Raw genomic sequence first — 14215 nt, forward strand, 5'->3', positions numbered from 1 at the left:
TTCTTCCACGCGAGGGGTTCGATCGACCATGACAACGACAGACATCTCCGCACACGTCCCGTTCAGGGAGGTGACGGACCGCAACGGCCGCGTGTACCGGCTCGGTGAGAGTGACCGGGACATCATGCGGAGACCGCGCTGGACCATGGTGTTGTTCCCATGGATCGGCATGATGGGCATCAGCTCGTCGGAGTACGCGTTCACCTCCGCCGAGGAGACCTTGCACGACGCGCACCTGTGGGCCAGCGGCCACATCTTCTGGCTGATGGGGGTCTGGATCTTCTTCCAGGCAGCTGTCGCCTTCCCGGCCGGTCAGCTCCGTGAGAGCGGGCGGCTGCCGGCCAAGAGCGCGATGATGCTCGGAGCGCTGGGCACCCTGCTCGGCTATCTCTCGCTGGCGTACGCGCCGCATGTCATCGTCGCCTACTTCGGCTTCGGCATGTTCAGCGGTATCGGCGCCGGACTCGTCTACGCGACGTGCGTGAACATGGTCGGCAAGTGGTACCCGGAGCGCAAGGGCGGCAAGACCGGCATGGTCAACGGCGGTTTCGCCTATGGCTCGGTGCCGTTCGTGTTCCTCTTCACCTCGTACATGGATCTGTCCAACTACCAGGGTGTACTGGTCTCCGTCGGGGTCATCTGCTGTGCGGCCGTCGCGGTCGCCGGCTGGTTCTTCAAGGACCCGCCGAAGAACTGGTGGCCCGATCACGTCGACCCGCTGAAGGTCTCGGACGACCCGAGGATCGTGCGTTCGCTGGCCAAGAACCCGCCGTCGGCAAAGCAGTACACCCCGCGTGAGGCGGCCCGGACCCCGGTGCTGTGGATGATGTGGTTCTGCCTGCTCTGCACGGCGGGCATCAACATCTTCGGTATCGCCATGCAGGTGCCGTTCGGCAAGGAGATGGGGTTCGCCGGCGGCATCGTGGCCACGGCCATGTCGCTCAAGGCGATCGTGAACGGGACCGGCCGGGGTGTCATCGGCTGGATCTCCGACCGGTACGGACGCCGCAACACACTGATCATCGTCTGTCTGGTCCTGGGATCCGCACAGTTCGGGGTGTTCTTCTCCGGCGACATCGGCTCGATGCCGTTCTTCCTGTTCTGCTCGATGGTCTCCGGCTTCGGTGGCGGCGCCATCTTCCCGCTGTTCGCGGCGATGACCGCGGACTACTTCGGTGAGAACAACAACGCCTCGAACTACGGAATGGTCTACAGCTCGAAGCTGATCTCCGGCCTGGTCGGCTCCGGTGTCGGCGCCCTCGTGGTCGGTGCCTGGGGCTACGGCGGTGCCTTCGCCCTGGCAGGCAGCATCGGTCTCGCCTCCGCCGTGCTGGCGGTGTTCCTACGGGCACCGGGCCGCCCGAGCGCCAAGCGCATCGAACCCAATCCGTACCCGATCAGCCGGGATATCTCCTGATGTGACGGCGGAACCTCATGTAGCGGGGTCCGCGCCGGCCACCACGGCGGGCGCGGGCTTCCGCGAGATCACGGACGCGCGGGGTGACGGCTGCCGCATCGGCCGGACCGACCGGCGGATCCTCGGCCGACCCCGCGGTCGGTCCGGCAGTTCGGGGTGCTGGTCAGGCACCGTACGCTCCTGGTGACGGCCGTGGAGCGTACGGTGCCTGACGTCACCGGGCGGGCGTTCGCGCTGTTCCCCGATGTCAGGAATTCGGGGTGAGGCGCGGACCGCCCCTCCGGTGGCGCCTTGGTCCTACTTGCGCAGCGCCGCCAGGTTGTCGTAGCCGATCCGCGCATGCTTCAGGGACTGCGCCAGGTCGGTCGAGCTCGGTGCGTTGTCCTGCTCGACCATCGGGTTGCGGTAGTTCGCCTCCCCGACGCGACGGAAGAACGTCCGGTAGTCGATGACCCCGGTACCGAAGGGGACCATGTCGTAGCCGTCGCCGCTGGTCGTGTTGACGACGCCGTCCTTGGCGTGGAACAGCGGGTAGCGCTTGTTGTGGGAGCGGACCAGTGCCGCGGGGTCGAAGATGTTCTCCCGCTGCGATCCGTCGTGCGCGGTGTAGGTGTGGAACTTGTACTGGGCGACATGCGCCCAGAAGATGTCCATCTCCAGCCATACGGTCTTCGGGTCGGTGACCTTGAGGAAGTACTCGAGCTTGCGGATGCCGGAGCTGCGGGTGGGTCGGCCCTGTGCGTCCAGCGGACCGCCGTCGAGCAGGAAGCCGTAGGCCGCGTCGTGGTTGTGGGTGTACAGCTTGATGCCCGCACGATGAGCGATCTGTCCCAGCGAGTTCCACTTGTCGGCGGCCACGTCCCAGTCGGCACGGTAGGCGCTGCCGGTGGGGTCGCCACCGGTGCCCATGTGGTCCATACCGAGGATGTTCGCTATTTCGAGGGTCCGCTTGAACTGGTCCAGGTCGCTCTGGCTCAGCGGCCAGGACGACGGGATGAAGCCGTGGTTGCCCTGTGCGCGCAGACCGTAGTCGTCCAGCCACGAGCGCAGCAGCTTCGCGCCTTCCACCGTTTCGAGGTTGCTTCCGCCGGGTGCGTTGGCGTGCTGGCCGTACCCGGCGAACTCGACCTGCTTGTAGCCATAGCGGGCCAGCTCCTTGAAGACCTCGCGGAAGCCCGAGGGAAGGTTGGTGCTGAGCGGATCCCGGCCCGTGGCGTCGCGCACGGTGTACAGGATGATTCCTCTCTTCGCCGCCGGGACCAGAGCCTGGCCGTGACCGTGTCCGTGGTCGTGGCCGTGCCCGTGCCCCTTGTGGGAAGCGGGCTGGGCGAAGGCCGGCGACGCGCCGAAGGCGGGCGCGGCGATCGCCGTTGCCGCGGCGGCGGTGCAGGTGCTGAGAAAGCGGCGGCGACTGACGCCGAGGCTGCGGCGCAGGGCGCTGTCTGTTCCCGATTCGTCGTTGTACGCGGTCACGGTCTCTCTCTTTCTCGAAGATGCTCGCAACGCTCAGCACGGACCGATCTCATGCGAGGCCGGCAAGCGTGAGGAGCAGGGACTTCACTTCGGTGGCCCGGACGGGTCCGGTGAACGCGTGGGGGGTGGAGCAGAGGATGAGCGGACCTTCTTCGTCGCTCATGGGGAGGCGGCCATGGCTGCCACGAATGGGTGACGGGTCGAGGGGCACGACCGCCATGCGGTAGCGCATGCCGAGCTTCTTGCGGGCCACGGCGGTGGCCGCCTTGACCCGGACGTACGGGTCCTGGGGGTCCAGGAAGAGTTCGACCGGGTCGTAGCCGGGTTTGCGGTGGATCTCGACGAGCTGCGCGAAGTCGGGGGCGCGCGTGTCGTCGAGCCAGTAGTAGTACGTGAACCAGGCATCCGGGTCGGCGACGGCGACGAGCTCGCCGGAGCGCGGGTGGTCGAGGCCGTGTGCCTTCTTGCCTTCGTCGTCGAGCAGCTGCTCGATGCCCTGCACGTCCTGGAGAGCTTCACGGGTCGCATCAAGATCCTCGGGGCGGCGTACATAGATGTGGGCGAGCTGGTGGTCGGCAACGGCGAAGGCCCGGGAGGCCATCGGGTCCAGGTACTCCATGCCGTCCTGGGTGTGGACCTCGAGCAGTCCGGCTCGGCGCAGCGCCCGGTTGATGTCGACCGGTCGGTCGACGCGGGTGATGCCGTACTCGGAGAGTGCGACCACTGTGCGGCCCTCACGGCGGGCGTCCTCGAGGAGTGGGGCCACGGCCCGGTCGAGGTCGGCGGCGGCCCTGAAGGCGCGAGGGTCGTCGGGGCCGTAGCGCTGCAGGTCGTAGTCGAGGTGCGGGAGGTAGCACAGGGCCAGATCGGGGTGGCGGGTGTCGAGGATGTGCCGGGTCGCGTCGATGATCCACTGCGAGGAGACCAGGTCGGCGCCGGGGCCCCAGAAGTGGAAGAGGGGGAAGGTGCCGAGCTTCTCGGTGAGTTCGTCGTGGAGGGCGGGCGGCCGGGTGTAGCAGTCGGGTTCCTTGCGGCCGTCGGCGTAGTAGACGGGGCGCGGGGTGACGGTGATGTCGGTGTCGGCGCCCATGGCGTACCACCAGCAGATGTTGGCCACGGTGTAGCCGGGGTGGACGCGGCGGGCGGCGTCCCAGAGTTTGTCGCCGGCGACGAGTCCGTTGTGCTGGCGCCAGAGGAGGACGTCGCCGAGCTCGCGGAAGTACCAGCCGTTGGCGACGATGCCGTGCTCGGCGGGGGTGGTGCCGGTGAGGAAGGTCGACTGGGCGGCGCAGGTGACGGCGGGCAGCACGGTGCCGAGGGGGGCGTGGGTGCCCGACTGCCCCAGGGACTTGAGGTGTGGCATGTGGTCGAGGAGCCGGGGGGTGAGGCCGACGACGTCGAGGACGAGCAGCGGGGTGGGAGTGGCGGAGAGAGGGGAGGACGCACCCGTTTCGGCTGCGGTCATGGGAGCTCCTTGAGGCCGAGGTCGACCAGGAGGTCGCGGGCGAGGGTGAGTTCGGCGGCGATGCCGTCGGCGAGCTGGGGGCGGGTGCGCGGGCGCAGCTCGGCGGGGAGCGCCTGCCAGGTGTACGTCTCCACCTCCAGGTGACGGGTCAGCGGCCGGGCTCCGCCGACCAGGCGGGTCAGCGCGGCCCTGAGCACCGGGAGTGTCGAGGTGAGCGGTGGGGCGGGCGGTGCGTGCAGCGGTACGTGGAAGTGGGCGCGCCAAGGGGTGCCGTCGGGCAGTGCCCGGCCGGTGACCGCCTCGTCGAGGTCGTCGGTGCCGCGCAGTCCGTGCGTGGTCCGGGTGCGGGTCTGGTGGAGGAAGCGGGGTTCGGCGAAAGCGGCGAGCGCGGTACGCACCTCGGGCAGGTGCGGGTGCTCGGCGTGGAGTGCGGCGGAGAGCTGGGTCTTGGCGACCGGGATGCCGGCTGCGGCGAGCGCGTCGAGGGCGGTTCCCGGGTCCTCGAAGGAGGTGGCGAGGTGACAGGTGTCGATGCAGATGCCGATGCGCTGGTGTCCGACGGCGGTGAGCGGTGCGATCGCGTCGGCGGTGGTCTCGACCGTGCAGCCCGGTTCGGGTTCGAGGCCGATCCGGATGGACTTGCCGGTCAGCTCGGCCAGGACGTCGAGACGTTCAGCGAGGGTGGTGAGGGCGGTGTGTGCCGTGCGGGCGGCTTGCGGGTCGCCGGTGTACGGGGTGCGCCAGGCGATCGGGAGGGTGGAGATGGTGCCTTCGGTGACGTCGTCGGGAAGCAGTGTGGCCAGGAGCCGGGCGAGATCGGTGGTGTGGGCGAGCCGTTCGGGGTCCGTCCAGTCCGGCTTGTACACCCGGTACTTGACCTCTTCGGCGCCGAAGCCTTCGTAGGGGAAACCGTTCAGGGTGACGACTTCGAGGCCCCGCCGGTCGAGTTCGGCGCGCAGTGAGCGCAGCTGGGCCGGGTCGTTGATCAGGGTGCGCGCGGCGTCCTTGGCGAGCCAGAGGCCGATGCCGAGGCGGTCTCGGCCGAGGCGTTTGCGGACCGGTTCGCAGTGGTCGCGCAGCTGGGCGCGGACCCCGTCCAGGGACTCGGCGGGATGGACGTTGGTGCAGTACGCGAGATGGACGGTGGATCCGTCGCGGTGGCGGAAGCGCATCAGGTCACTCCCCGCCGCGGAGGATGGAGTTCCCCTCGTGCAGCTGATCGGGGGTGCTGAGGTCGAGCTGGAGGCGGCCGCTCTGGCCGTAGAAGGCGACAGGATTGCGCCAGAGCACCTGATCGACGTCGTCGTCGCTGAACCCGGCGGCGAGCATGGCATCGCCGACCTTGCGGGTCTTGAGGGGGTCGCTCCTGCCCCAGTCGGCGGCCGAGTTGACCAGGATCTTCTCCGTACCGTGGGTCTTGAGGATCGCGATCATGCGGTCCTCGTCCATCTTGGTGTCGGGGTAGATGGAGAAGCCGGCCCAGCAGCCGCTGTCGACGGCGTCCTTCACGGTCGTCTCGTTGAGGTGATCGAGCAGGACCCGCTCCGGGGGGAGGTGGGACTCGCGGACGACGTCGATGGTGCGGTGCAGGCCGGCGAGTTTGTCGCGGTGCGGGGTGTGGACGAGGGCGGGCAGCCCGTGGTCGGCGGCGAGCTGGAGCTGCGCGGCGAGGGCGGTGTCCTCGGCCGGGGTCATGGAGTCGTAGCCGATCTCCCCGACGGCGACGACGGAGTCCTTGACGAGGTACCGGGGCAGGGCGTCCAGGACGGGGGTGCAGCGGGGGTCGTTCGCCTCTTTGGGGTTCAGGGCGAGCGTGCAGTGGTGGGCGATGCCGTACTGGGCGGCTCGGAAGGGCTCCCAGCCGAGCAGGGCGTCGAAGTAGTCGAAGAAGCTGGCGGGTGAGGTGCGGGGCTGGCCCAGCCAGAAGGAGGGTTCGACGAGGGCGCGGACACCCGCGTCATACATCGCCTGGTAGTCGTCCGTGGTGCGGGATGTCATATGGATGTGGGGATCGAAGATGCGCATCAGGACTCCTCCGTGGGGGGATGGGGTCGCCCCTGCTCGGGGAAGGGTGCGGGGGCCGTCAGGGCGAGGACGCGGCTCAGGTCGTGCGGGACGGTGCGGCCGGCCGCGGTGCGTTCGGCGGCGAAGTCGCCGAGCATGCGGGCGAGTTCAGCATCGCCGCGGGCGCGCCGGGCCAGTCCGTCGACGGCGTCGACGGGGACACCGGTGAAGAGGCACTTGAGGATGGCGTGCCGCCATTGGTGCGCGTCGAGATGGGCGGCGGCGTACGGGCCGACGGCGGCGGCGACCAGCCGGGTGTCGTTGGTGCGCAGGGCGTCCTCGACGAGCGGAAGGGCGGTGGGGCCGAGGTCCAGCCGGTGCAGGGTGAGGAGGACGGCGCGCCGTTCGGCGGCGGTGCCCTGTTCGTAGAGTCTGGTCACGGCGGGCAGGCCGGCGCGGGCCTCGAGTAGCAGCAGCGCGCGTACGGAGTCGGCGTACTCGAGTCCGCAGTGCCGGCCGGCGGCGGCGAACCGCAGCTCCCAAGGGGGTACGGCGTAGCGGTTGGCGGGCGCGGTGTCCGCGGTGTCCTCGTGGAAGGCGGTGTGCGCGGCCTCGGCGAGGGCCTCGTCGAGCCAGGCGCGTGCGGCGCCGCCGAGCTGTGCGTCGAGTTGCTTGCGGGTCATCGGCACGGTGTTGCTCCCTTCGAGGACTTCGACGGGACGCGGTCGCGCAGGAACTCGATGGAGTTCCTGGCCAGTTCGGGGCCCGCGTGGGAGTGGCGGGGAAGTTCCACGACGGTGAGGCCGCGGTATCCGGTGTCGCCGAGGGCGTCGAGCGCGTCGAGTACGGGTGGGAAGTCGATCTCGCCGTCGCCGAACGGGAGGTGCTCGTGGACGCCCCGGCGCATGTCCTCGATCTGGACGTGCCGCAGCCAGGGGGCGGCGGCCCGGACACAGTCGACGGGTGCGGCCGGTTCGAGGCACTGGCAGTGGCCGATGTCGAGGGTGAGCCCGAGAGGTTCGGGGTCGCCACTGAGGACGCGGAGGTGGTGGAAGTCCGAGAGGGTGGCCAGGAGATGGCCGGGCTCGGGCTCGATGGCGAGTGGGACGCCGGTACGGGCGGCGGCGTCGAGCACCGGTGCCAGGGCGTCGGTCAGCCGCTGCCAGGCCGTGTCCGGTGGGGTCTCGGGTGGGGTGATGCCGCTGAAGCAGTGCACGGCGTGGGCGCCGAGGTCGGCGGCGACGTCGACGGCCCGCAGCAGCAGCCGGGTGCGGGCGGCGCGGGCCTCCGGGTCCGGGTCGAGGAGGGACGGGCCGTGCTTGCGGCGCGGGTCGAGGACATAGCGGGCCCCCGTCTCGATGGTCACGCCGAGCCCCAGTCGGCCGAGCCTGTCCGCCACGTGCCGGGTGCGGGCGGCGAGATCCTGGGCCAAGGGGTCGAGGTGCATGTGGTCGAGGGTGAGGCCGACGCCGTCGTAGCCGAGGTCCGCGAGGAGTCCCAGGGCGTCGTCCAGGCGGAGGTCGGTGAGCCCGTTGGTGCCGTAGCCGAGACGGATCGTCATGTGAGGCTCACCTTCCGGGCGAGTGTGCGGGCAAGGGGGACGAGCCCCATGACGGCGAGCCCGGTGCCGGCCGCCCCGGCGCGGGCGGCGAGCACGGCCTGGAGCGGGATCATCGCCCGGATGCCGCCGCCGACGGCGCGCTGGGTGAGGGGCGGGGACGGGTTGAGGGTGGCGTGGAGGAGGGGTTCGGCGGCGGTACGGAGGTACGCGGCGGTGAGTGCGGTGAGGAGGAGGCGGGGGGCGGAAGCTCCGGGTCGGTGGCGGTCACCGGGGCCGTCCTTCCCCGGAACCGGGGGCAGGTCCCGGGACCCGTGCTGCTCGCGCACCGCGGCGGCGCCGAGCGCGACGATCGCCGCGAGTGCCCCGAGGGGTGCGACGGTGGAACCGCCCTGCGCCTCGTGGCGGGAGACGGCGGTGACGGCGTAGGTGTGCGCCCCGAGCAGGGCGGCGGCAGGTACGGCGGCACGGACGTCGGGGTGGGTGGTACGAGCAGGGCGCACGGGCCGGGCAGGGCCCATGACGCGGGCGGTGCGCGTGGGAAGGACCGTGCCGGCGTTGCGGGCGGCGCGCGACGTGCCGGTCGCGCCGACCGGGCGCTTGACGCCCACGGAACCCGTGCCCGTCCCCACCGTCGCCGTCGCACCCAGCAGCAGGTCCAGTGCGCGTGCCCCCGCCATCGCCGCCGGACCGGCCGGGGTGTGCTTCAGATGGAGGTCGTAGGCCCAGACCGTCGCCGCCAGGCCGGTGGCCACCGTCAGGGCCGGGCGACCCGCGCGGGCGGCCAGGGTCAGGCCGGCAGCCGTCAGGGCGCCGGCCGCCGCGAGGGCCGCGCCGGGGGTGACCCGGCCCGAGGGGATCGGGCGGTGCGGGCGGTCGATGGCGTCCTCGTCGCGGTCGGCCCAGTCGTTGAGGGCCATGCCCGCCTCGTACAGGCACAGGGAGGCCCCGACCGCCAGCGCGGTGCCTCGGCCGGGCCGACGGCCGATGGCCGCCGCCCCGGCGAGCGCGTCCCCGGGGACGGTGAACAGCGCCGAGACCCTGAGCAGTTCGGCCCAGGCCCGTACTGCGGCTTTCACTTCTGCCCCCGCAGTCGTTCGGCGAAGGCCAGGAGCTGCAGGTACTGCTCGGAGAGTGCGGCGGGGCCGCCGTCCGGGTCCTTGAAGTAGAAGCCGAGTTCGGGCCGCGGGCCCGTCAGACCCGCTTCGTGGGCGCGGGCCAGAAGTCGCGCCAGGTCCAGTACCAGCGGGGCGGCCAATGCCGAGTCGCAGCCCTGCCAGGTCGTCTGGAGGACCATCCGTGCTCCGAGGAAGCCGTCGAACGCGATGTGGTCCCAGGCCGTCTTCCAGTCGCCGAGGGCGGGCACGTCGTCGATGTGGACCTCGCCCTCGGGCGTGACGCCCAGTGTGTCGGCGAGGACGCGTTCCTTTCCCGCGTTCTTGGCGGCCGCCGCGCCCGGGTCGGCCAGCGCCGCCCCGTCCCCGCCGCCCAGCAGATTCGTGCCGGACCAGGCCCGTACGGGCAGGGCGCGTTGCACGAACATCGGGGCGAGTACGGAGCGGAGCAGCGTCTGTCCCGTCTTGCCGTCGCGGCCTGCGTGAGGAAGTCCGCAGTCCGCGACGGCGTCCTGGAGCGCGGGGGTGCGCAGCCCGGTGGAGGGGGTGAAGTTGATGTAGGGGCAGCCGGCGCGGAGCGCCGCGGCGGCGTAGAGCGAGCTGGCGGGCAGCCGGCGCTGTCCGGGTGCCGGGGCCGGCTCCGTCGACGCGACGTTGACCACGACGGTGCGGGCGAGTTCGTTGCGGCGGCCGAAGTCGGTGAGGTCGGCGGTGAACGCCGCGATGAGTTCCTCGTCCGTACGGGTGTCGCCGGGCAGCGGCCCACCGGGGCGTATCTCCGCGTCGGCGGCGGCGAGTTCGGACCGTACCGCCGAGGGCAGCCCGTGCGGCAGCACTCCCCCGGCGGCCAGTGCCTCGGCTCGTTTGGGCAGCGGACAGCCGACGGTGTCGTGTCCGCCGAAGACCAGGGAGTGCAGCGCCGGCAGCCCGCTGTCGGCGAAGGGCGCGGTCTCGGTGACCATGCCCGCTGCCGGGTGGAGCCCCGCCGTGACGGCTGCGCAGCCCGCCGTGGCGGTGGTGGCGACGGAGCCGCGTGCTCCGATGAACCAGACTCCGGTACGAACGGCATGTGCTGACACGGGCTGCCTCCCTGGCTGGGGGTCCTGGCTGGGCAGTGCGAAGAGAGTGGCGCTGATCAGATCGGGGCGGGCAGGGAAGAGGTGGTGACGGCGGGCGGGGTAGGGCCTTTGCCCCGCCCGCCGTCGGACTGCGGCTGTCGCCCTACGCGGCCGGCAGCTCCTTCAACTGAATGTTGCGGAAGGACACCTGGTCGTCGGCTCCGTGGTTCTGGAGGCCGATGTAGCCGTCCTTCAGGCTGCGTACGGGATCGGTGTTGGTGAAGTCGTTGATCTTGACCCCGTTCAGGAAGACCTGGAGCCGTTCACCCTGGACCTTGATCTCGTAGCTGTTCCACTGGCCGGGCGGCCGCAGGACCTGGTCACGGGCCTTGATGTTCGCCGCCTTGAAGGTGTAGACGGAGCCCGTGGTGCGGTCGGGCGCGTCGGTGGCGTCGATCTGGACCTCGTAGCCGTTGTTCACCGCGGACCAGGGGTCGTCGGACTCCGGGAAGCCGACGAAGACACCGGAGTTGTCGTCGCCCGACAGCTTCCAGTCGAGCTTCAGGGAGTACGACCCGAGCTCCTTGGGCTGGTAGGTGAGGAGACCCATGCCGCCCTGGGAGCGGAGTTCACCGTCGACGACGTCGAACTTTCCGGGGCCGGCCTGCTTCCACCCTTCGAGCGTCTTGCCGTTGAAGATCGACCGGTAGCCGGTGTCCGGCTTGCAGTCGCCCTTGACCTGTCCGGCCGCGTAGCGGACGCCACCGAGGAGGAGCTGGCGGAAGTCCGGTTCGGCGTACGACTCCTTGGTGTGGCCGAGGCCGGTGTAGAAGGAGCGGCCGCCCCCGTAGGACTGGCACCAGGTGATCGGGTGATCGCCCTTCATGGTGCCGCCGGTGTAGGTCGTCTCGTCGAGCGTGGCGAGGACCTTCACCTTGTCACGCGGGTTGGTGCGGTAGTTGTACAGCTCGTCGGTGCGCTCCCAGGCATCGTCCAGGTGGGCGGTGGCCGGGTGCTTGTGATCCTCGACGCGCACGGTGACGGGCTGGATCGCGGGGTGCCCGGCGAAGTAGGCCCCGACGAGCCCCCCGTAGAACGCCCAGTCGTACTCGGTGTCCGCGGCGGCGTGCACGCCCATGTAGCCGCCACCGGTGGCGATGTAGTTCTCGAACGCCTTCTGCTGGTCGGCGTTGAGCACGTCACCGGTCGTGGAGAGGAACACGACGGCGTCGTAGCGGGCCAGGTTGCTGGTGGTGAACTGGCCTGCTTCCTCGGTGGCGTCGACGGTGATGTTGCTGCTCGCGCCGAGTTCCTTCAGTGCGGCGACACCCTCGGGAATGGCGTCGTGGCGGAAGCCGGCCGTCTTCGAGAAGACCAGGACCCGCTTGGCGGTCCGGTCGGGGGCGCTGTTGGAGAGCTCGAAGTCGTCGATGTCGTACAGCGCGCCCTCGCCGCCCTTGAAGACCAGGAAGAGTTCCGTGGCCTGCTTCGGGACGCCGCGCAGCGGTACGTCGATGTCCTGGAAGTTCTCCCAGCCGCCGGTCACCGGAACCGGTGCGGAGCCGAGGATCTTGCCGGTCGCGGAGCCGGCCCGTACTTCGAGGAAGCCGCCCGCGCCGCCGGACGAGATCCGGGCGGTGAGCTTGGTGGAGTCTCCGAGGATGTACGGCTTGAAGGCGATCCAGTCGTCGTTGTTGATGTCGCCGACCGTCTTGCCGCCCTCCGCGTTCGCCTTGTCGTACGTCTGGATGCCGGACGACTCGGTGAAGTGCTCGGCCTGCCGGTGGCGGGGCTGGAGCTGCGACTGGTCGTGGCCGCTGAGCGCGGCCTGGCCGCCGCCTCCACCGTCGGTGTACGAGGCGTCGATGACTCCGAAGATGTTGGCGTTCGGGTCGTGACCGCCGTCCATCTCGGTCTTGATGGTGCCGGAGCAGCCGTGTTCCGTGGTGATCGGGTGGCCGTGGCTGTCGTGGCCGAGTACGAAGCTGACCTGGACCTTGGAGCAGTCGATCGCGCCGTCCTCGGGGTCGGTGACGGTCACCTTGAACGGGATGTCGTCGCCGAAGCTGAACAGCTGTCCGTCACCGGGGAGTTCCAGGTTCACCGTGGGTGCGGTGTTGCCGACGGTCACATGGACGCTCGCCGAACCGGTGCGGCCGGTGGGGTCCTTGGCGGTGACGGTCGCGGTGTAGGTGCCGTTCTTCTTGTACGTGTACGTGGGGTTCGCGGCGGTCGACTTACCGCCGTCGCCGAAGTCCCAGGCATAGGTGAGTGCGTCGTTGTCGGAGTCCGAGGTGCCCGCGGAGGAGAACTGCACCTTCAGCGGCGCGGTGCCGGACGTCTTGTTGGAGGAGGCTTCGGCAATCGGCGAGTGGCCGCCGGTGGCGTTCTCGATGCGGTAGAGCGCCGAGTGCTCGTCGCCGCCGAACCAGGAGACGCCGTAGTCCAGGACGTACAGCGCGCCGTCCGGGCCGAAGGCCATGTCCATCACCTGGGTCCCGGACCACGGGATGTCGTTGATGGACTGGACGTTGCCGTCGCCGTCCTGCTCGATGCGCTTGATCCACTGCCGGCCGAACTCACCGGCGAAGAAGTCTCCGTCGTACGCCTCGGGGAACTTCACGGGCGAGTCGAGGTCGGCGTCGTAGTGGTAGACGGGGCCGCCCATCGGCGACTCGGAGCCGGTACCGAACTCGGGCACGGATCCGCCGTCGTACGGGATCCAGGCGGGCTGCGCCGGGGGCAGGTCGACCAGACCGGTGTTGTGCGGCGAGGTGTTCTTCGGGGCGGCGCAGTCGAAGGCCGCACCTGACGTCTTCGTCGCGAAGTCGTAGTCGACGAAGGGGTCGTTCTTCCCGGTGCAGAACGGCCAGCCGAAGTTGCCCGCCTTCGTCACCCGGGCGAACTCGACCTGTCCGCCGGGTCCGCGCTTCGGGTCGGCCGCGCCGGCGTCGGGACCGTAGTCACCGACGTAGGCGATGCCGGTGGCCTTGTCGACGCTGAAGCGGAACGGGTTGCGGAAGCCCATGGCGTAGATCTCGGGCCGGGTCTTGTCCGTGCCCGGGGCGAAGAGGTTGCCCTCGGGGATGGTGTACGAGCCGTCGTCGGAGACCTTGATCCGGAGGATCTTGCCGCGCAGGTCGTTGGTGTTGCCCGAGGTGCGCCGGGCATCGAACGCCGGGTTGCGGTCGGGGCGTTCGTCGATCGGCGTGTAACCGTCGGAGGCGAAGGGGTTGGAGTCGTCACCGGTCGACAGGTACAGGTTCCCCTGTGCGTCGAAGTCGATGTCGCCGCCGACGTGGCAGCAGATGCCGCGCGACGTCTTGACGTCGAGGACCTTCCTCTCGCTGCTCAGGTCGAGGGTGCCGTCCTCCTTGAGGACGAAGCGGGAGAGCCGGTTGACGCCGTCGAACTTGGCGAAGTCGGCGGCGGTGCCGGTCTCCGGGGCGTCGCCGGACGGGGTGTCCAGCGGCGGCGCGTAATAGAGGTAGATCGCCCGGTTCTTGTCGAAGTCCGGGTCGATGCCGACGCCCTGGAGGCCTTCCTCGTCGTGCGAGTAGACCGGGAGCACGCCGGAGACCTTGGTGTTGCCGGCGCTGTCGGTGATCCGCAGCTCGCCGCTGCGCGAGGTGTGCAGGACGCTGCGGTCCGGGAGCACGGCCAGCGACATGGGTTCGCCGGTTTCGGCCGCGCCCTTGGCGAGGGTGACCTGCTGGAAGTCCTCACCCGCGGCCGCCGCGGCGTCGGTGGCCGCCGGCGAGGCCGGGCCCGACGCGGAGGCGCCGGGGGCGCCCAGGGCGAGGGTGGCTGCGGTGAGCAGGCCGCCGGTGAGCAGGGCGAGGGACTTGCGGAGTCGGGGCCGGATTCTGGTTCTGCTTCTGTGCACGAGTGTCCTCCGGAGAGTGCCGGTTGTACGGGCGGGTGGAGCCGAGCCGTTCCGCGCGGGGACTGCCGCGCAGGTCACCTGGGGCCTGATGGGGCTCCAGCGACGCGAGTCATTTCGTGTACACCACAGGGACGGTAGACCTGTTCGTCCGAGGCGGAAAGCCCTTGCACAGCAGTTGAGTTGAACTTTTTCCTGCTGCAGGACAAAGAGGGATGAGGGCAGCCGGGACCGCCCCGACG

10 protein-coding genes are annotated in these 14215 nt (G+C 70.2%); 1 reads left to right on the forward strand and 9 read right to left on the reverse strand.

The genetic code is table 11. The annotated features are described in order from the left end of the window. Positions 1-28 precede the first annotated feature (28 nt). On the forward strand, positions 29-1417 hold the full coding sequence (locus OHB49_RS08290) for an OFA family MFS transporter (RefSeq protein WP_329159126.1): 1389 nt from the start codon (positions 29-31) through the stop codon (positions 1415-1417). 297 nt (positions 1418-1714) lie between these two features. Here OHB49_RS08290 and OHB49_RS08295 read toward each other — a convergent pair whose 3' ends face one another. From OHB49_RS08295 to OHB49_RS08335, 9 genes are all read right to left on the reverse strand, one after another. Next, a complete protein-coding gene (locus OHB49_RS08295) occupies positions 1715-2890 on the reverse strand; it encodes a sugar phosphate isomerase/epimerase family protein (RefSeq protein WP_329159128.1) in 1176 nt (391 codons plus the stop codon). Positions 2891-2939: 49 nt separating this feature from the next. Beyond that, a complete protein-coding gene (locus OHB49_RS08300; protein WP_329159130.1) occupies positions 2940-4355 on the reverse strand; it encodes a nucleotide pyrophosphatase/phosphodiesterase family protein in 1416 nt (471 codons plus the stop codon). Next, a complete protein-coding gene (eboE, locus tag OHB49_RS08305; RefSeq protein ID WP_030971999.1) occupies positions 4352-5527 on the reverse strand; it encodes a metabolite traffic protein EboE in 1176 nt (391 codons plus the stop codon). Before eboE ends, OHB49_RS08300 begins: the two co-directional genes overlap by 4 nt. 4 nt (positions 5528-5531) lie before the next feature. Continuing rightward, positions 5532-6380, reverse strand: coding sequence for a TatD family hydrolase (locus OHB49_RS08310; protein ID WP_030971997.1), 849 nt, complete (start codon positions 6378-6380; stop codon positions 5532-5534). After that, positions 6380-7042 carry an EboA domain-containing protein gene (locus OHB49_RS08315; protein ID WP_443079503.1) on the reverse strand — a complete coding sequence of 221 codons (663 nt, stop codon included), beginning with the start codon at positions 7040-7042 and terminating at the stop codon, positions 6380-6382. The genes OHB49_RS08310 and OHB49_RS08315 overlap by 1 nt, the downstream gene beginning before the upstream one ends. Further along, complete coding sequence (locus OHB49_RS08320; RefSeq protein WP_329159135.1) at positions 7039-7920, reverse strand: sugar phosphate isomerase/epimerase family protein; 882 nt, start codon at positions 7918-7920, stop codon at positions 7039-7041. The genes OHB49_RS08315 and OHB49_RS08320 overlap by 4 nt, the downstream gene beginning before the upstream one ends. Further along, a complete protein-coding gene (locus tag OHB49_RS08325; protein ID WP_329159137.1) occupies positions 7917-8996 on the reverse strand; it encodes an SCO3242 family prenyltransferase in 1080 nt (359 codons plus the stop codon). Before OHB49_RS08325 ends, OHB49_RS08320 begins: the two co-directional genes overlap by 4 nt. After that, positions 8993-10111 (reverse strand): inositol-3-phosphate synthase, encoded by a 1119-nt coding sequence (locus tag OHB49_RS08330; protein ID WP_329159139.1) that lies wholly within the window; start codon positions 10109-10111, stop codon positions 8993-8995. Before OHB49_RS08330 ends, OHB49_RS08325 begins: the two co-directional genes overlap by 4 nt. Before the next feature lie 142 nt (positions 10112-10253). Further along, complete coding sequence (locus OHB49_RS08335) at positions 10254-13976, reverse strand: ThuA domain-containing protein (RefSeq protein WP_329159142.1); 3723 nt, start codon at positions 13974-13976, stop codon at positions 10254-10256. Positions 13977-14215 lie beyond the last annotated feature (239 nt).

This window comes from Streptomyces sp. NBC_01717 (assembly GCF_036248255.1).
Classification (GTDB): domain Bacteria; phylum Actinomycetota; class Actinomycetes; order Streptomycetales; family Streptomycetaceae; genus Streptomyces.